The 18,170-nt window shown below is 63.4% G+C and carries 13 protein-coding genes; 5 read left to right on the top strand and 8 right to left on the bottom strand.

Features of this window, described 5'->3' with window-relative positions; all coding sequences use genetic code 11:
* Window positions 1–97: 97 nt before the first annotated feature.
* On the bottom strand, window positions 98–1,033 hold the full coding sequence (locus AC4CS3_RS23545) for a phosphoribosylaminoimidazolesuccinocarboxamide synthase (RefSeq protein WP_490785476.1): 936 nt from the start codon (window positions 1,031–1,033) through the stop codon (window positions 98–100).
* A gap of 3 nt (window positions 1,034–1,036) precedes the next feature.
* Window positions 1,037–2,347 (bottom strand): phosphoribosylamine--glycine ligase, encoded by a 1,311-nt coding sequence (gene purD, locus AC4CS3_RS23540; RefSeq protein WP_490785477.1) that lies wholly within the window; start codon window positions 2,345–2,347, stop codon window positions 1,037–1,039.
* 237 nt (window positions 2,348–2,584) lie between these two features.
* Between purD and AC4CS3_RS23535 the strand changes: the two genes are divergently transcribed.
* Genes AC4CS3_RS23535 through AC4CS3_RS23525 form a run of 3 tightly spaced genes read left to right on the top strand, consistent with a single transcriptional unit; the run spans window position 2,585 to window position 5,633 of the window.
* The gene (locus AC4CS3_RS23535) at window positions 2,585–4,162 is read left to right on the top strand and encodes a molybdopterin-dependent oxidoreductase (RefSeq protein WP_490785475.1); all 1,578 of its coding nucleotides are present in this window, start codon (window positions 2,585–2,587) and stop codon (window positions 4,160–4,162) included.
* A 36-nt stretch (window positions 4,163–4,198) separates the two neighbouring features.
* On the top strand, window positions 4,199–5,215 hold the full coding sequence (locus AC4CS3_RS23530) for an asparaginase (protein WP_490785474.1): 1,017 nt from the start codon (window positions 4,199–4,201) through the stop codon (window positions 5,213–5,215).
* Window positions 5,216–5,231: 16 nt separating this feature from the next.
* Window positions 5,232–5,633 carry a sterol carrier family protein gene (locus AC4CS3_RS23525; RefSeq protein WP_490785473.1) on the top strand — a complete coding sequence of 134 codons (402 nt, stop codon included), beginning with the start codon at window positions 5,232–5,234 and terminating at the stop codon, window positions 5,631–5,633.
* A 67-nt stretch (window positions 5,634–5,700) separates the two neighbouring features.
* Here the strand turns inward: AC4CS3_RS23525 and AC4CS3_RS23520 are convergent, their stop codons facing one another.
* From AC4CS3_RS23520 to AC4CS3_RS23510, 3 genes are all read right to left on the bottom strand, one after another.
* Window positions 5,701–7,191, bottom strand: a complete 1,491-nt coding sequence (locus AC4CS3_RS23520) for a cation:dicarboxylate symporter family transporter (RefSeq protein WP_490785472.1) — start codon at window positions 7,189–7,191, stop codon at window positions 5,701–5,703.
* Between the two features lie 123 nt (window positions 7,192–7,314).
* Window positions 7,315–10,095, bottom strand: a complete 2,781-nt coding sequence (locus AC4CS3_RS23515; protein WP_490785471.1) for an aminotransferase class I/II-fold pyridoxal phosphate-dependent enzyme — start codon at window positions 10,093–10,095, stop codon at window positions 7,315–7,317.
* A gap of 41 nt (window positions 10,096–10,136) precedes the next feature.
* Window positions 10,137–11,735, bottom strand: coding sequence for an amino acid permease (locus tag AC4CS3_RS23510; protein ID WP_490785470.1), 1,599 nt, complete (start codon window positions 11,733–11,735; stop codon window positions 10,137–10,139).
* A gap of 272 nt (window positions 11,736–12,007) precedes the next feature.
* Here AC4CS3_RS23510 and AC4CS3_RS23505 point away from each other — a divergent pair, with 272 nt between their 5' ends.
* Both AC4CS3_RS23505 and AC4CS3_RS23500 read left to right on the top strand, forming a co-directional pair.
* Window positions 12,008–13,624 (top strand): PucR family transcriptional regulator, encoded by a 1,617-nt coding sequence (locus AC4CS3_RS23505; protein WP_490785469.1) that lies wholly within the window; start codon window positions 12,008–12,010, stop codon window positions 13,622–13,624.
* A 5-nt stretch (window positions 13,625–13,629) separates the two neighbouring features.
* The gene (locus tag AC4CS3_RS23500; protein ID WP_490785468.1) at window positions 13,630–14,541 is read left to right on the top strand and encodes a glutaminase; all 912 of its coding nucleotides are present in this window, start codon (window positions 13,630–13,632) and stop codon (window positions 14,539–14,541) included.
* Window positions 14,542–14,567: 26 nt separating this feature from the next.
* Here the strand turns inward: AC4CS3_RS23500 and AC4CS3_RS23495 are convergent, their stop codons facing one another.
* The 3 genes from AC4CS3_RS23495 to AC4CS3_RS23485 form a co-directional block, all read right to left on the bottom strand.
* On the bottom strand, window positions 14,568–15,332 hold the full coding sequence (locus AC4CS3_RS23495; RefSeq protein ID WP_490785467.1) for an SDR family oxidoreductase: 765 nt from the start codon (window positions 15,330–15,332) through the stop codon (window positions 14,568–14,570).
* A gap of 21 nt (window positions 15,333–15,353) precedes the next feature.
* Window positions 15,354–16,112: an aspartate/glutamate racemase family protein gene (locus AC4CS3_RS23490; RefSeq protein ID WP_439181036.1), complete on the bottom strand. Its 759-nt coding sequence runs from the start codon at window positions 16,110–16,112 to the stop codon at window positions 15,354–15,356.
* A gap of 104 nt (window positions 16,113–16,216) precedes the next feature.
* A complete protein-coding gene (locus tag AC4CS3_RS23485) occupies window positions 16,217–17,785 on the bottom strand; it encodes an NCS1 family nucleobase:cation symporter-1 (RefSeq protein ID WP_490785466.1) in 1,569 nt (522 codons plus the stop codon).
* Between the last annotated feature and the right edge of the window lie 385 nt (window positions 17,786–18,170).

Genomic DNA, 18,170 nt, shown 5'->3' with positions numbered 1-18,170 from the left:
AGGCCGCGAAGTACCTGCGGTTCATGGAGAGTTGAGGGACTCCCAACTGACTCGCTGTTGTTGTCGTTATGAGCGTCAAACCCACAACAACTGCGAGTCAGACGAAGGTCCGGCCGGTCAGCTTCTCGTAGGCTTCCACGTAGCGGGCACGCGTCTTCTCCACGACGTCGGCCGGCAGCGCGGGCGGCGGGGTGTCACTCGAGCGGTCCCAGCCCGATTCCGCGGAAGTCAGCCAGTCACGCACAAACTGCTTGTCGAACGAGGGCTGCGCTTTGCCCGGCTCGTAAGTGGACGCATCCCAGAAGCGTGAGGAATCCGGCGTCAGGACCTCATCGCCCAAGGTGATGACGCCCGTGTTGACGTCGATGCCGAACTCAACCTTCGTGTCGGCCAGGATGATTCCGCGGCCCCGGGCGATCTCTTCCGCGCGGGTGTAGATCTTCAACGTGAGTTCGCTCAAGCGTGCGGCGATATCGTCGCCCACCATCGCGACGACGTCGTCGTAGGTGATGTTCTCGTCGTGCTCGCCGACTTCAGCCTTGGCAGAAGGCGTGAAGATGGCGTGCCCCAGGCGTGAGCCGTCAACCAGACCCTCGGGCAAGGGAATGTCGCAGACGGTGCCTGATTGGCGGTACTCGGCGAGGCCGGAGCCCGTGAGATACCCGCGGGCGATGCATTCCACGGGGAACATCTCCAGCCGCTTGCAGATCATCGCCCGGCCCTCAACTTCTGCGGGCACACCCTCGGCGACCGTGGATGCAAGGACGTGGTGCTCCACGCCAAGCTGTTCGAACCACCACAGGCTCAGTTGGGTGAGGACCCGGCCCTTGTCCGGGATCTCGCTGCTCAAGACATGGTCGTAGGCGCTGATGCGGTCGCTGGCCACCACCAAGACGCGGTCCTGGCTGGATTCGGCCCCGCCGAGATCATCCGCCGGAACGTAGAGGTCGCGGACTTTGCCCGAGTAGAAGTGCTTCCATCCCGGGAGGTCGAGGGTTTCGGTCTGCAGGCCGTTTGCGTTGTTTTCAGGCATGGTTCAGGCCTTCACGTTAGGGATGGAGCCGGTGGCCGGGGAGACCACGTGGATCTCGCCGCGGGCTGCCTTGCCAGCGATATCGGTACGGAACTGTCCGCCGTCGAGCTGGACCAGCTCCACGCCGTCGTAAGCCCGCTCGCGGGCCTCCACGAGGTCCGTTCCCAGCGCGACAACCGCCAGCACGCGTCCGCCGGCGGAAACAAGCCGGCCTTCTTCGTCCTGCTTGGTGCCGGCGTGGATGACGTGGACGCCTTCAAGCGCGTCCACCTTGTTCAGGCCGCGGATGCGGTCCCCCGTGCGGGGGGTGTCCGGGTAGTTTTCGGCGGCGACGACGACGGCGACTGCCGACTCCTTCGACCAGCGCAGCTCTTCGGCCTGGTCCAGTTCGCCCTTGGCGGCTGCCAGCAGGAGGGCGCCGAGCGGGGTCTTGAGCCGGGCGAGGACTGCCTGGGTTTCGGGATCGCCGAAGCGGACGTTGAATTCGATGACGCGCGTGCCGCGGGAAGTCAGGGCCAGGCCACAGTAGAGGACGCCGACGAACGGAGTTCCACGGCTGGCCATCTCGTCCACGGTGGGCTGGGCCACCCGGTCGATGACTTCCTGGACCAGGCCAACAGGCGCCCAGTCGAGCGGGGTATAGGCGCCCATGCCACCGGTGTTGGGGCCTTCGTCATTGTCGAAAATCCGCTTGAAGTCCTGGGCCGGGGACAGTGGCACCGTGGTGCGGCCGTCACACAGCACGAACAGGGAGACCTCGGGCCCGTCCAGGAACTCCTCGATCACCACGGTTCCACCAGCGTCGAAACAAGCTTGGGCGTGGGCGAGTGCTTCCTCGCGGTCATTGGTGACCACAACCCCCTTGCCGGCGGCCAGTCCGTCATCCTTGACGACATGCGGAGCGCCGAAGGTGTCCAGTGCGTCAGCAGCCTCTGCGGCGTTCGTTGCCACGCGGGCCATGGCGGTGGGTACGCCTGCCTCGGCCATGACTTCCTTGGCGAACGCCTTGGAGGCTTCGAGCTGCGCTGCGGCCTTGCTGGGGCCAAAGACCGGAATACCGGTTTCGCGGACGGCGTCGGATACGCCCGCCGCAAGCGGAGCTTCAGGGCCGACGACAACCAGGTCAACCGCCAGCTTTGTCGCGAGCGCTGCGACCGCGCCGGGGTTGTTCCCGTCGATCGCGTACGTCGGGACCAGCTTGGCGATGCCCGCGTTTCCCGGAGCCGCATGGACCTCGGAAACGTTGGGATCCTTGAGCAAGGAGCGGACAATTGCGTGTTCGCGGCCGCCGGGGCCAATGACGAGTACCTTCACAGTCTTCAAGGGTACTTTGTGCGGGGGCAGGACTCCTAAGCTGTCTCCACCACTGGACGTGCCCAGCCTTGGCTACAAGCCACGGGCGAGCATGCCCACCCTTCGTTACGAGCAATGGACATAGCACTGATATGCCCACTCCCGAGCGACAGCGCTGAGCATGTCCGACCCGGACGCGGCGACCAAGAAGGCGCATGTCCAACCCATCTTGGCAGCCTCCGGCTACGAACCACCTGCATGAAGAAGCTCAGGAACTGGCTCAAGGGACCCACCGCATCGGCTGCACTGGCCGGGGTGGCCGCTGCCGCCGTCGTACTTTCCGTTGCGGAACTGATCGGCGCCTTCTTTACGGCCCGGGCAACTCCTGTGATTGCGTTGGGGTCCACCTTCATCGACTTCACGCCGCCGTGGATGAAGGACTTCGCCGTCACCACGTTCGGCACAAACGACAAGGCTGCACTGTTTGTGGGCATGGGCCTGACCATCTTCGTGCTCGCTTGCGTGCTGGGTATCGTGGCCTTCCGCAATTGGGCGCTGGGCGTGTTGGGTGTTCTCGGCATGGGTGCGGTGATTGTGGCTGCCGTCGTAACCCGGGCAAGCGTGAAGCCTGTCGATTCCATACCGAGCCTGATCGGCACGGTGGCTGGGCTCGTGGTTCTCCGCCTCTTGGCGGCCCGGCTCTGGCGGCTGAAGTCGTTCCCTGACGCCCCTGCCGACACCGCGGCCAAAGGCACCGAGCGTCCCGCCACGACGCGCCGAACCTTCTTTGCCGCCACCGGTATCACCGTTGCCGCAGCCGCCATCGCAGCCGGCGGCGGTCGGTTCCTGAGCGCCGCGCGCAGCAATGTGGCCAAGGCCAGGGATTCTTTGAATCTCCCCGCTCCGGCCCGGGCTGCTGCCCCCGTTCCCGCGGGCGTCCAGTCCCCGACGCCGGGAGTCACCCCCTGGCTCACCCCGGCCAAGGACTTCTACAGGATCGACACCGCCTTGAGCGTGCCTGAGATCAACGCCCAGGATTGGGAGCTCCGGATCCACGGACTGGTGGAGCAGGAGGTCCTGCTGAACTTTCAGGATCTGCTCGACGCCCAACTGATCGAAACCCACGTCTCGCTCACGTGTGTGTCCAACCCCGTAGGCGGAAACCTGGCCGGCAACGCCAAATGGCTGGGCATGCCCATCCGTGACGCGCTCAAACAAGCCCGACCCAAACCCGGAGCAGACATGGTCCTCTCCACCTCGATCGACGGCTTCAGCGCCTCCACCCCCCTGGAAGTGCTCCAGGACGGCAGGGATGCCATCCTGGCCATCGGCATGAACGGCGAACCCCTACCGCTCGAACACGGCTACCCCGTGCGCATGGTGGTTCCGGGTCTTTACGGCTTCGTCTCCGCGACCAAATGGGTGGTGGATCTGGAAGTCACCCGATTCGCGGACAGCAAAGCCTATTGGACCACCCGCGGATGGTCCGAGCGGGGTCCGATCAAGACCATGGCTCGCCTTGAAGTTCCCAAGTCCTTCGCCAAGGTGCCCGCCGGCAGGGTCGCTTTGGGCGGCACGGCCTGGGCCCAGACCCGCGGCATCAAGAAGGTGGAGGTCCAGATAGACAACGGCCCATGGGTCGAAGCCACCCTTGCGGCGGAGGCATCTGTTGTCACGTGGCGGCAGTGGTCCTTCAACTGGGACGCCACTCCGGGACCCCACTACATCAAGGTCCGGGCCACGGACAGAACCGGCGAAGTGCAGACCGAAAAGCGCGCGGATCCTGTGCCTGACGGCGCCTCGGGATGGCAGTCCGTCATGGTGACCGTGGAGTAGCCCGGGAAGACGGTTCGTTCACCCTAGACTTGCATCATGCCCTTGAGCTCGCATGAAACCTTCAGCGTTGAGTCCGCCGTCGAACTGGCAGTGATCGAACGCAGCGGCTTCATCGAATCGCGCCATATCGGTTCCGCAGTGGTACTTGCCGGTGACGGCGCCGTGGTGACCCGGCTCGGCGACATCACGACGCCCATCTACGCCCGCTCCGCGCTCAAGCCTTTCCAGGCCCTCGCGTCAATGCAGTCGGGCGTGCCACTCCGCGGCGCCCAGGTGGCTTTGGCGTGTGCCAGCCATGTGGGCTCGCTGGATCACATGGACGTGGTGGAAGGCATGCTGAAAGCAGCGGGCGTCCGGGAAGAACAGCTGCAATGCCCCTCGGTGTGGCCGCAGGACGAAGTCGCCCGCAATTGGCTGATCCGTTCCGAGCACGGCAAGTCCAAGTTGGCTTCCAATTGTTCAGGCAAGCACGCTGCGTTCCTCTGGGCCTGCACCGAGAACGGCTGGGACACGCACAGTTACCTGGAGCCCAACCATCCCTTGCAACAGCGCGTGCGGACCGTCATCGAGGAATACAGCGGCGAGAAAATCGCCCACCTCGGCATTGATGGATGCGGAGCACCTGTGGCTGCGCTTTCCCTGACCGGGCTGGCGCGGGCCTACTCGCGCCTGGCGCAGGCCCCGCGGGACCGGAGCTCCAACGCCCGCGCGGCAACCATTGCCACATCCATGCTGGACTACCCGTGGGCGGTGCAAGGCCGCGGCGAGGCGAACACCATCGTCATGGACGAACTCGAAGTGCTTGCAAAGGGCGGAGCGGAGGGTGTCCTGGTCCTGGCAACCCCCACAGGTGCCTCTGTCGCAGTGAAGATCCTGGACGGGAATCCCCGCGCGGCCACACTGGTTGGACTCACACTTCTCGCGGTTGCCGGCGCCGTCGATATTCCCGGCGTCTCGAGCGTGCTCGAAAAGGTCGTTGAGCCCGTTCTCGGCGGTGGCCACTCGGTCGGCAGGATCCGCCTGGGCCACGCCGTCTCGGCGCTGCTGGACTGATTGGAACCTGCGAACTATGGCAATTGCACGACGCCGGATCGACCTTGAAGAAGGCCGCGCGGCACTGGCCGCATGGCAGGCCGCCGTCGGGCAGGGCACCGTCGAACAAGAAACAGTGCCGGTGACGCCGCCGTCGCGCACTGTGCTGGCCACCGCGGTGCGATACTCGCTCGAGGAACTCACCGCCCGCGCTCCCGGCAATTCGGTTGAAGTCAGGGTGCCGCCCTTCGGCGTCACCCAGTGCGTGGAGGGCCCCCGGCATACGCGCGGCACCCCGCCCAACGTCATAGAGTGCGACGCCGCCACTTGGCTGGCGATGGTGACCGGCTGCTTGGCCTGGTCCGACGCCGTCGACGCCGGACGGGTAGCCGCGTCGGGCCTGCGCGCCGATTTGTCGGAACTACTGCCGCTGCTCTGAGGGCTTAAATGGTTGATCGCCCCACGGCGGCGCCGTGGGGCGATCAACTGGAATGGTGCGTGGTGCCTTAGTCCGGACTGACGGAGGGGCTCCGGTGCTGGCCCGGCTTGATCATTTCGAACTGCGGAATCGCATCGGGGTTCGGGCCGCCGCGGAACTTCGGCGAAGGCTCGTGTCCTTCGCTGAGGCGCTCGATTTCCTGTTCCTCGAAGACGTCTTCGGCCCCGAGCATGATGGCGGAATCCTCGTTGGTGATTTCGCCGTTGAAGGCGCGGACCATGACAGACCGGTCGAACTGTCCTTCCCATTTCGCGACCACGAACGTAGCCACGCAGTTGCCCAGGAGATTGACGACGACGCGCATGGAGTCCATGAGGCGGTCTGCACCCAGGAGCAGCGCGACGCCGGCAACCGGGAAGATGCCCAGTGCCGCGGCGGTGGCCGAGAGAGCCAGGAACGACGAGCCCGGGACGCCCGCCATGCCTTTGGACGTCAGGAGCAGGACGCCCAGGGCTGCCAACTGCTGGCCGAGGTCGAGGTGGTGGCCGAAGGCCTGGGCCAGGAACAGCAGCGAGATCGAAAGGTAGATCGCGGCGCCGTCGAGGTTGAAGGAGTAGCCCGTCGGGACAACCAGGCCAGTGGTGGCCCGGGAGCACCCGGCGTTGGTCAGCTTGGTCATGATGCGGGGCATGACCGCTTCGGTGGATGCGGTGCCGAGCGCGAGGAGGAATTCCTCACGGGTGTACTTCAGGAACTGCCACAGGGGCACCCGGGCGAAGCTCCAGGCGACGAGGAACAGCAGGCCGATGAAGACGATGGCCGCCCCGTAACAGGAGGCGATCAGGAGCGCATACGTCCCGAGGGTGTCGAGTCCGTATTGGCCGATGATGAACGCCATGGCGCCAAAGGCACCGATGGGTGCCACCTTCATGATCCAGGACATGATCTTGAAGATCAGTTCCAGGACGGTTTCCATGAGGCTGATGACCGGTAGGCACCGCTCGCGTCCGATGACGACGATTGCCGCGCCGAAGAAGACCGAGAAGAACAGGACCTGGAGCAGGCTGTTGCTGGCGAAAGCGCCGATCACAGACGTGGGAATGATGTCCAGGAGGAAGGAAGCCGCATCCTTGGGCGGCGCAGTCCCGGTCTTTGCATTCAGCGCATCCTGGGAAAGGGTGCTCGGATCGATGTGGAGTCCGGCGCCGGGCTGAACCAGGTTTCCCACGATCAGGCCGAAGACCAGGGCAAAAAGCGTGGCGCCGGTGAAGTACAGGAGTGCCTTGACCCCGACCCTTCCGACCGCCTTGACGTCGCCCACTGCCGAGATCCCCGTGACGATCACGAGGAAGATCAGCGGAGCGATGATCATCTTGATGAGTTGAATGAAACCATCGCCCAGTGGCCGGAGGGCGGACCCGATGTTCGGCCAGAAATGGCCGATGAGCACACCTGCGACGACGGCGATCAGAATTTGGAAGAAGAGCGACTTATACAGTGGCTTCTTCTTCCGCGGGGCCGAACTCGCCTTCAGCGCCGCAGAGTCTGGGAACTTCATTGATCTGAACCAATCAGTTTGGGAACAGCCCCGATTTTCGGGGATGAATTCAATGTAATCCCGATCACACCATTCCACAAGGGGGAATTCAAATTTCACGATGTGGAATCGATTGATTCAGTGCTACGCGTCCTTGACCGCCTTGTCCGCCTTGTCCGCGAAGATCCGGAACCCGCGCCCTGAGTCGAAGCCGTGGATTTCACGCGTATCCAATGCAGCCATGAACGCCAACGTCTGGCTGGTGATGACCTGACCCGGGACGAGGATAGGGAACCCCGGAGGGTAGGGCGTGACGAATCCGGCCGACACAACTTCCTCGCCCGCCGCGATCCTGGCCTTGAGCTCGTCGGCCGCCAGGTACGCGGTTGATCCATCCTTGTAGCTCTCGAAATAGGCGGCCCGGATGTCCCCATCGGGACTGAGCGGATCGCCCCGATAGCGGTCCGCGAACCTGCTGAAGTCCGGCAAGGGCGGAGTGGCTCCCGTGAGGCCCACGGCGAGGCCGGCGTCCGCCGTTTTCCGCGCCGCCCGCTCCTCCTCGAACGACTCGGCCAGCTTGACCAGGACTTCGATCAGGTAGGCGACGGCGCTGCGGGACGTGCCGATGTTGGTCATGAAGAGCACGGTGTTACGTGATGTCTTGTTGACTTGGATCCCGTGCTTGTCGGCGAGATAGCGGTGCCGGAACGTGTCGCCGTCGATCCCTGTCCGGCTGATATCCAACGTGAGGCGGCTGGGGTCGACGACGAACTCGTCGTGCTGCCAGGCGTCCGCCAGGGCTGCCAGCCCGTCCCGGAGCGGCATGGCGCTGCCCGTTTCCCGATAGGGCGCCGCAATGAGGTCCCTCGACGTAAGGACCCGGAAGTACTTCTTCAGCAAGGTGTGGCGGGCCACAGCCTGGGCAACGCTGGTTGCCAGATCAGCCTGTTTCTGAACCAGGCCGAAACCCTCAAGTTCTATCTGGCGGCGCCCGATGTCGAGAGAAGCGAGGATCTGGTAATTGGGCGATGTCGAAGTATGGGTCATATACGCTTCGCGGAACGCCTCTTGGTTATGCTCGCTGAAGTCCTGATCGAAGATATGGATCATGGATCCCTGGCGCAACGAAGTGAGGGTCTTGTGGGTGGACTGCGTGGCGTAGACGCGCAGTCGCGCTTTCGCTGGATCCGGGATCAGCCGGGTCTTCAGCCAGAGTTCATCATCGGCGGGCGCGCCCGTCACCGCGTCGTGGAGCGATGCCGCTTGTTCAGCATGCCTGCCGGCGTAGTCGGGATCACCGAAAGAAGCCTCAAGCGTCCTCGCCGCTGCCATGGCCGTCCTGCGTCGGAAGACGGGGTGGGACCGGGCGAAGGCGAACCACGCTTCGTCCCAAAGGAAGACCAGGTCGGGTTTGATGGCCAGGCATTCTTCCATGACCCGTTCGACGTCATAGACGATGCCGTCGAAGGTGCAGTTGGTCAGCGTGATCATTTTGACTGCGTCCAGGCGCCCGGCACGTCGGTAGGCCAGCAACCGGGCCTTGATGCTGGCGAGGGGTACGGCGCCGTAGAACGCGTACTGGTCCAGCGGGTAGGCATCCAAGTAGGAAACCTGGGCCCCGGCGAGGACGAAAGCGTAATGGTGGGATTTGTGGCAGTTGCGGTCGACGAGGACCACATCCCCTGGAGCAAGGATGGACTGATGAACGATCTTGTTGGCGGTGGATGTTCCATTCGTGACGAAGAAGGTCTTTTGGGCGCCGAAAGCCCGCGCCGCCAAGTCCTGGGCCTCCTTGATCGATCCGTGCGGATCCAACAGCGAATCGAGGCCCCCCGAAGTCGCAGACGTCTCGGCCAAGAGAAGATTCATCCCGTAGAAATCAACCATGTCGCGGATCCAGGGCGAATTGCCCACCGAGCCGCCGCGAGAGATCGGCAAGGCGTGGAAGACGCTGGCCGGCCGCCGGCTGTATTCCTGCAGCGCAGTGAAAAACGGGGTCCTGTACCGCTCAGCGACGCCCGACAACAGCGATAGGTGCAGGTCGAGATTGTCCTGCCTGCGGAAAATCCTCCGGAACCGCTTCGTCAGTGAACCCGCGAGGCTCTCCATGGCGACACCGGCTACCAGGTACACATCCAGTTCGGGGCGTAACTCGGAGATCTGCTCGGCCAGGCTAAGGAACCTGCCCAGCGGTGGCATTCCGGCAAGTTCAGGGCCAACCAGGCCGGCAACGTATTTCCTCAGGTCGCGGCCAAGCGGCTGGCTGCTGCCGATGCTGAATCCCGGGCGGAGAATGCAGGCCTGGATGGCAGGGTTCAGGACCAAAGCAACCAGCGCGTCCTCGTAGCTGGGAACCACGATGAGTTCATAGGTGAAGGCATCCGACGGCCTCCGCTGGGCCAGCATGTCCGCTTTCAGCGCTTCGGCTTCTTGTTCGGTGATGTCGTCGACAAACAGGACCTCGAACCGTGGCCGCTCCCTCGCTGGCCGTTGCTCCCCGGAGCTCTCGTCCTGAACACCCGAAATGGAGCGCTCCGCCCCGGTTTGACCTGGTTCCGGACTGACTGGTCCCGGACCGACGGAAGGCATCAGGTGGGACATTCCGCGGATCATCTCCAGTCCGGCGTCGTAATCACCCGAATCCACGCAGTCGAGTAGCGGCACCAACGCGGCCAGCCCCGGCGCCGCCCAATACAGTTCCACGGCCTTCAGCAGGCGCAGGGCCTGGATGGCCTGGTCCTGGAGACCGGAATGCGAGCGCGTTCCCGGGCCGCCCTTTGCCAGCTGCTTGAACGCGTACCCGAGAAACTCCCACGCGTCGGCGCGCGAACGCCACGCGCTGCTGGGCGTGCCGATGTCCCGCAGGCTTCGCTTACCCAGGGTGGTTTGCTGGGTCAGGGTGGCACTGTTGTTTCGCGACGTCATGCCGGGCAAGGTAATTCCGCTTTCCATCAATTCGTTGTGCATCAGGAGCGCTGGCCACCCAGGGAGAAGGAGCCGGCGACGACGGGCAGGTCGCCCGTGTGGCCGCGTCGGGCCTCGGCTGCCTCCAGGATCCGTTTGCGGCAAGCGAACCAGCCGGCAATGAGCAGGGGTATCAGGAGCAGCAGGGAAGCGAGCACCCAGCGCCCGGTCTCCGAGAAGCCCATCGTGACGAGAACGAAGGCAAGGAAGGCGAGCGTGAGGTATGAGGTGAAGGGGGCTCCGAAGAGTCGGAATGACGGACGAACGGCCTTGCCGAGCCTGACCCAGGTTTGAAGCTTGATGTGGCACAGGATGATGGTTGCCCAGCCGCCGATGATCCCGATCGCAGACACCTCGAGAACGATCTCGAAAACTTGGGACGGCACCAGGGCATTCAGGCCGACGCCAAGAAGAGTGATCACCGCTGTCAGCAGGATGCCGCCATACGGCACCCCCGATTTGCTCATCCTGGCGGTGAACTGTGGCGCGGAGCCATTGACCGCCATGGACCTCAGGATCCGGCCCGTGGAATAGAGGCCGGCGTTGAGACTCGACAATGCCGCTGTCAGGACAACGAAGTTCATCACCGATGCCGAAACAGCCGCGGCATGGGGATCTCCGAGATGGGAGAAGAAGGTGACGAAGGGCGATTCGCCGGTTTTGTACGCCGTGAACGGCAAGAGCAGCGAGAGGAGCACCACGGAACCGACATAGAAGAGTGCGATCCGGAAGACCACCGTGTTGACGGCCTTGGGCATCACCTTTTCCGGGTTGGCAGTTTCGCCTGCAGCCGTACCAACAAGTTCAATCGCGGCATACGCGAACACGACGCCGCTGATCGCGAGCAGGGGCGCTACGGCACCGGTCGGGAAAGCTCCGCCGTGGTCCAGGATCACGCCCAGCCCGGGAACTCCGATGTCGGTCTTCCCACCAAAGACGATGAAGCAGACCCCGACGACGAGGAAAGCTACCAGCGCAGTCACCTTGATCATGGCGAACCAGAATTCCATCTCGCCGAAGATTTTCACGGAGACGAGGTTGAGGGCCAGGACAATGACGAGGGCGCAAAGCGCGATAAGCCATTGTGGGATTGTTTGCAGCGGCACCCAGAATTGCCCCCAGAATTTGACGTAAAGCGCGACGGCGGTGACATCGACAATCGAGGTCATGGCCCAGTTGAGGAAGTACAACCAGCCGGCCGCGTAGGCAAGCTTCTCGCCATAGAACTCCCTGGCATAGGACACGAACGAACCCGAGGATGGCCTGTGGAGAACCAGTTCGCCGAGGGCGCGCAGAATCAGGAACGCAAAGAACCCGCAGAGCGCGTAGACGAAGATCAAGGCCGGACCGGAACTATTCAATCGGCCACCCGCCCCCATGAAGAGGCCCGTTCCGATCGCGCCCCCGATCGCTATCATTTGGATCTGCCGGGGTTTGAGGGTCTTGTGGTAACCGGCGTCCTCGCTCGAAAAATCCTGCGCAGCGGTCGAACGGTCGCCGAGAAGCTCCCGGTTGTTTTCCAGCGAATCAGCGGGATCAAGCCCGGCAATCTGAGCCCCGGCGATCGGGCTCGGCGCAGGCGGGTTCAGTGTGCGTTTCATTCCAGGGGTCTCCTTTGACTCCGGTTCCGCGGGTGCGGCTGCATGCTCCAGAACTTGTCCCCCTGCTGACGCGTGGAATCACAGCTACACTGCTGGATCGTCAGAGGAGGGGACGGAAACAACTCTAGGTTCCGGCGGAAGGGAAGGAACTGTCTGGCCAGCTAAATTCGCCCGACCCCCGTTGTGCGCGAATGACAACTTCGTTCCGCCAGAGTGCGAGTAGTGTTCATGGCTGTGAGCGCGGCTAAGCCGCTTAGAGGAAGTGAATACGGGTGGCACCCCATGAATCTGCCGAGCATGTCATTGGCGCCATGCTCAGCGACATACTTGAAGACATCGGCGTCGACAACGGGCAACTGCTGGTTCCTCCCGGAACGGGCAACGGCACGGTTCGTGAAACGGTGATCGTGGACGCCGAGGACGAGGCGCCGGTCCAACGCGGGAGCTTGGTCCTGCTGATCGGAGTCCGGGGTCGCGCGGCATTGCCCGGCATCCGGAAGCTGATTCCGGACTACCCCGCTGCCGTCGCGGTGAAAGGGAACGAGGAGGACCTGGACGCCGTCCGGGAAGTGCTGTTTCCCACCGGAATCGGCCTGATCGCAGTGTCTCCGACAATGAACTGGGGAACGCTGGAAAGCATCGCCAAGAACCGCATCCAGGAGCCTGCACTTTCCACCGACGCGTCCACGATCATTCACCGGGATCTTTTTGCGATCGCCCAGACCACCGCGACCCTGGCCAACGGCCACGTGGTCATTGAGGATCCGGCAAACCGCGTCCTGGCGTACTCGCCGGCCTCCAACGACGTCGATGAACTCCGCAGGCTCTCCATCCTGGCCCGGCGTGGACCGGAGCGTTACCAAAAACTGTTGAAGGAGTCAGGGGTCTACAAGCACCTGCAAGCGGCCGAGGCTCCCATCCACATGGAAGCCAACCCGGCGGAAGGTCTCCGTGAACGGGTGGCGATCGGTATCCACGCAGGCAACAGGATCCTGGGCTACATCTGGCTTCAGGAAGGGAAGGAACCCCTCGCTCACAACACGGACAAGCTCATGGTTGGAGCGGCACGGCACGCGGCCATAGAACTGGTCCGGCACCGCAACGAGCAATCCCAGGCACTACGGCGCGACAGGATATCCAGCCTGCTCAGCGGCACTCCCCAGATCCACTCCCAGGCACAGTCCGCGGGCATCGATCCATCCAAGCCGGCAGCCCTCGTCCTGATTTCCGCCCAAGGCAACGACGAGACGACAGCGGGCTTGCAACTGCGGCGTGGCGAGTTGGCCAATGTGGCATCGATCCATGCGGCCGCCTACCGTCCCGGTGCCGTGGTGGGAGCCATCGGCCTGGAAATAGCCATGATTCTTCCTGACCTTGACCCCATAAAGTCTCCGCCGGCCATCAACCGCCTCATCAACGTCATTGTCCGGGACGCAAGAGTCCACCTGCACTGCCAGGTGCAGGCCGCCGTCGGGCCCGTCGTCGAACGCCTCGACGCATTGCACGGAACGCTGGAACACGTCCGCAGCGTATTGAAGGTCCTGGAAAGCACTCCCTCGATCCATGTGGCGTCCTACGCAGACGTCGAAACGACTGTTTTGACGAAGGAATTGCTGGAGCTTCTGGCTTCGAGGACCGACCTTCGGCATGGTGGCATCTCCGCGCTGTGCGACTTGTACCCGGAGTTCGCCACTACGCTGTTGACGTACCTTGAATTCTTCGGTGATGTGAACCGGTGCGCGGAAGAACTGGCCGTCCACCGGAATACGGTCCATTACCGGCTGCGGCGAGCCTGTGAAGTGGCCGGCATCGACCTCCACTCCGCAGAGCAACGGCTGCTCGCGCATCTTCAGCTCAGGTTGTGGACCCACTCCGAAGGACGGCACTAAGAAACATGGACCTCCAGAATCTCCTTGACGACATTGTCGGCACGGTTCAGCCCTTGCTCGGCCAAGGAGCGCCTGCAGACTACATCCCGAGCCTGGCCGCGGTGGATACCAAGCAATTCGGCATCTCCGTGGCAACGGCCAACGGCGACGTGTTCTCGTCCGGAGACGCCGATGTGCCCTTCTCCATTCAAAGCATCTCGAAGGTCTTCGCCCTCGCCCTGGTGCTGGCCGGCGATGGCGACCGGATCTGGAAGCGCGTGTTCCGGGAGCCCTCCGGCAATCCGTTCAATTCCCTGGTGCAGCTGGAACACGAAGACGGAATTCCGCGGAATCCGTTCATCAATGCCGGTGCCCTGGTTGTCACCGACAGGCTGCTCAGCATCGTGGGCAACTCGCCGTCTCCCGTCCGGGAATTGCTCCGCCAAGAAAGCGGTAACAACTCGATCGACACCGACCCCGAGGTGGCAGCTTCAGAGGCGGCGCACAGTCACCGCAACGCCTCGCTGGCACACTTCCTGGCAAGCTACGGAAACCTCGAAAACCCCGTGGACTCGGTCCTCGAGGCATACATCAACCAGTGCGCGCTTGAAATGAGCTGCACTGATTTGGCCCTCGCGAGCAGGTTCCTGGCCAACAACGGGCTGCGCGGGAACGGCACGGCTCTTCTGTCGCCCTCGCAGACAAAGAGAATCAACGCCGTGATGCTCACGTGCGGCACCTACGACGCCGCCGGCGAATTCGCCTACCGCGTGGGGCTCCCTGGAAAGAGCGGGGTGGGTGGCGGAATTGTGGCCGTGGTACCCAACAAATGCACCATCTGCGTCTGGAGCCCCGGCCTGGGACGATCCGGGAATTCACTCGCGGGCGTTGCCGCCCTGGATGAGTTCACCACCCGCACTGGCTGGTCGATTTTCTAGGTAGCCGGGCTTCCAGCAGCTGCCAGCTAGCCCCGGCCCACGAACGGCATCCCGGCGGCGGTCACCACCACGGAACCAACATTGGCCGACGCGGGCATGTTGGCCATCATGAGCACAGCGCGTGCAGCATCCTCCACAGGAAACATGGGCTCCACGCGCCTGCTGCCATCGGCCTGGAGCGCCCCCGAGCCCACGCCGATGGTGTCCATGATTTCGGTGCGGGTGTTGCCGATATCGATCTGCCCGCACGTAATGCCATACGGGCGCCCGTCAAGCTCTATGCTCTTGGTCAGGCCCGTCATGGCGTGCTTGCTCACGGTGTACGCGACGGACAGGGGCCGCGGCGAATGGGCGGAGATGGAGCCGTTGTTGATGATCCGTCCGCCTTGCGGCTCCTGCGACTTCATGGTGCGCACGGCCTCAGCCGCGCACAGCATGGAGCCGGTGACATTCACTGCCAGGGTGGTATTCCAATCGGCCACGCTGATCTCATCCACGCTGCCGGAAGGACCGAAGATGCCCGCATTGTTGAACAGGACATCAACCCTCCCCCAGCGTTGGCGGGCCGCCGCGAAAAGGCGCGCGACGTCGTCGGGCACTGTCACATCGCACGGCACCACGAGCGCCTCGGGGTGGCGTGCGGCAGTCTCGAGAAGCTGCGCTTCCCGCCGTCCGGCGAGGGCAACGCGGTAACCTTCGGCCAGCAGAAGGCGGGCAACCGCCCGCCCGATCCCGGAACCGGCTCCGGTGACGACGGCGACCCGGGGCCGGGTAGGGATGGTTTCGCTCACGCGGTTCTCCTGTTTGTTGAGCTAGCGCGCGGCGGGAGCATCCGCCGTCGTCGTGTCCGTTATGGTCAGGGGCCAGCCTATGACGGTCTTGGGGCGCGGCGTGGCGTAGGTCCGGACCTTGGACGTGGACAGTCCCAGGCGGACGAGCGACTCGGCGATGGTCACGGCGGCGGCGACTCCGTCCACCACCGGAACGCCGCAGCGTTGGCGGATCTGTTCGTCGAGCCCTGCCATGCCGCCGCAGCCGAGGACGATGACTTCGGCTTTGTCGTCGCGCACTGCGCGTTCAGCTTGTTCCACGATGGCTTCGACTGCGCGGTCCGGGTATTCCTCGAGCTCCAGGACAGCCATACCGCTCGCGCGGACCGAGGCACAGCGGTCATCCAGCCCGGCGAGCTTGAGGCGGTCTTCGATGAGCGGGACCGCGCGGTCCAGAGTGGTGACCACGGAGTATTTGTGGCCGAGGAACATCGCGGTGCTGGCCGCGGCCTCGGTGATGTCGACCACCGGGACGTCGAGGAGCTCCTGGAGTCCCTCGCGGCCGTGCTCGCCATAGCCGGCCTGGATGACGGCGTCGAACGGTTCGGGGTAGTTGACCACGCGGTCCATCACGGCGATGGCGGCGAGGTAGCTTTCAAAGTTTCCTTCGCAGGAATCGGCGCCGAATCGCGGGGTGATGCCGATGATCTCGGTGCCGGGAGCCGCGACGCTTCGCGCCTGGGCTGCGATGGAGTCGGTCATGGATTGGGTGGTGTTGACGTTTGCGACGAGGATGCGCATGTGTTCCTCCTGGATTGGGGGGAAGCCCAACTGGCTCGCAGTTGTTGTCGTTTTGACGGGCCAAAACGGCATTTTCTGCGAGCCAGTTGGGCTTCTGGCGGTTCTTAGTGGTTGCTGACGACGGCGATCGGCTCGCCGGAGACGTCGGTGTGCTGCTGCTTCTTGTCCGCGAACACGTAGTAGCACAACGCACCGATGCCTGCGCCGAAGAACCAAGCGAACGGTGCCGCGGCCTCCAGGGCGGGAACGAACGCGATGAGGATGGCGACGACGGCGGCCGGAACCATTGCGGCGATCGCCCGGGGGTTGACGCCGCGCTTGTAGAAGTAGGTGCCCGAAGGGTGGTCTGTGTAGAGGTCAAGGATGTTGACCTTGCCGCGGCGCAGGAGCCAGTAGTCGGCCATGACGACGCCGAACAGCGGGCCGAGCAGCGCGCCGAGTCCGCCCAGGAAGTACACGATCACCAAAGGGTTGTTGTAGAGGTTCCACGGCAGGATGACCAGGCCGATGGTACCGCTGACCCAGGCTGCCTTGCGGAAGTTCAGGTGCTTGGGGAAGAGATTGGTGAGCGCGTAGACAGGTGCCACGAAGTTCGCCATGAGGTTCACTGCGATGGTCAGGATCAGCAAGGCAAGGCAGGCCAGGACGAGGAAGAGCGTGTTGGGGATGCTCTGCACGATGTCGGAGGGGCTTTCAATGATCTTGCCGTTGATCTTGTACTGGCCGCCGGCCATGATGACCACGATTGCGCCGAAAAGGAGCATGTTGATGGGGATGCCCCAGAAGTTGCCACGGACAATCGACTTCTTGGACACCGAGGAACGGGTGAAATCGCAGAAGTTCAGCACGAAGGTGCCGTAGATGGAGACCCACAGCGCGCCGCCCGCAAAGATCGTGCGCCACATCTCGCCGCCTTCGAGGCCCTTGATGCCGGACCACTGGATGGCGCCCCCGGCCTCCACGAATACCCAGATGGCAATTGCCAGCATGGTGGCGAGAATGATCGGGCCGGCGAAGGCCTCGTATTTGCGGATCATTTCCATGCCGAAGCTGACGATAACCAACTGGACAATCCAGAGGGATACGAAGGCGATCCAGCCAAGGGTGGACAGGCCCAGGATCGAGTTGGCGTCCATGTCCTTGAGCCCGGGGAACATGGCGACAAGCATGACGCGGAGCACCACGGAGGCAAGGTAGGTCTGAATTCCGAACCAGGCGATGGCCACTGCGCCACGGACCAGGCTGGCCAACTGTGCGCCGCGGATACCGAAGCTGATCCGGCTCATCACAGGGAAGGGGACACCGGTCTTCTGGCCCATGAAACCGGAGAAGGTCAAGAGGGTGAACAGCAAAACCGCGCCGATGCCGAGGGCCACGAGGATTTGCCACCCGCCCAGGCCAAGCGAAAAGAGGCCGATGGCGAAAGCGTAGTTGCCAAGACTGTGGACGTCGTTGGCCCAGAGGGTGAAGATGCTGTAACTGGTCCAGCGCCTTCCCTCTTTCTTGGTGGGGGCGAGGTCGAGGTTATAGAGGCTGGGGCTGATGGTGCGGCCTGCTGCGACGGACGCTACATCGCACAGGGTTTCATTTCCTACTGACGGATGGACCGAACTGCCTGGCAGGACGGTCTGCTCCGGAGCCGCTGTGACGCCGACTGGGGGAGTCGATTGCATCGTGGATCTCCACTTCTTTGTGGTGCTGCAACTAGGCTTCCGAGACGCTGTGAGAGGAGTTGAAGCTTTTTCGCATCGTGGAATCTAGTTATTGAATAGTGAAATAACTGTATGAGCTAGGTCACCTTTGGTCAAGGGCCGCATTCCCGACGGCGGTCACAAACGGCAGCGTGGGGCCGCGAGGCCTTGTGGGCGCTAGCCTCCGCCCCGCTGGATTGACGCTTGGCGAAGGCGTCGCTAATCTCGAATTACAGAATTTTATTCTCACAATACGAAATTTCTATGCACGTTTCAGCGCGCACCACAGTGCAAGCGCCCAGACATTCAATGAAGAGAGGTTGGACGTGGCTGCAGGAGAAGAGACCTCACACATCCTTAGCGGGTT

The organism is Arthrobacter sp. SE2 (assembly GCF_058244265.1).
This window is presented reverse-complemented; position numbering and strand designations above follow the sequence as displayed.

Bases quoted from the DNA above. Each gene is read 5' to 3' on its own strand.
- AC4CS3_RS23545 (WP_490785476.1), bottom strand. From the start codon at position 1,033: ATGCCTGAAAACAACGCAAACGGCCTGCAGACCGAAACCCTCGACCTC.
- AC4CS3_RS23535 (WP_490785475.1), top strand. From the start codon at position 2,585: ATGAAGAAGCTCAGGAACTGGCTCAAGGGACCCACCGCATCGGCTGCA.
- AC4CS3_RS23515 (WP_490785471.1), bottom strand. From the start codon at position 10,095: ATGACGTCGCGAAACAACAGTGCCACCCTGACCCAGCAAACCACCCTG.
- AC4CS3_RS23525 (WP_490785473.1), top strand. From the start codon at position 5,232: ATGGCAATTGCACGACGCCGGATCGACCTTGAAGAAGGCCGCGCGGCA.
- AC4CS3_RS23510 (WP_490785470.1), bottom strand. From the start codon at position 11,735: ATGAAACGCACACTGAACCCGCCTGCGCCGAGCCCGATCGCCGGGGCT.
- AC4CS3_RS23490 (WP_439181036.1), bottom strand. From the start codon at position 16,112: ATGCGCATCCTCGTCGCAAACGTCAACACCACCCAATCCATGACCGAC.
- AC4CS3_RS23500 (WP_490785468.1), top strand. From the start codon at position 13,630: ATGGACCTCCAGAATCTCCTTGACGACATTGTCGGCACGGTTCAGCCC.
- AC4CS3_RS23485 (WP_490785466.1), bottom strand. From the start codon at position 17,785: ATGCAATCGACTCCCCCAGTCGGCGTCACAGCGGCTCCGGAGCAGACC.
- AC4CS3_RS23520 (WP_490785472.1), bottom strand. From the start codon at position 7,191: ATGAAGTTCCCAGACTCTGCGGCGCTGAAGGCGAGTTCGGCCCCGCGG.
- AC4CS3_RS23530 (WP_490785474.1), top strand. From the start codon at position 4,199: ATGCCCTTGAGCTCGCATGAAACCTTCAGCGTTGAGTCCGCCGTCGAA.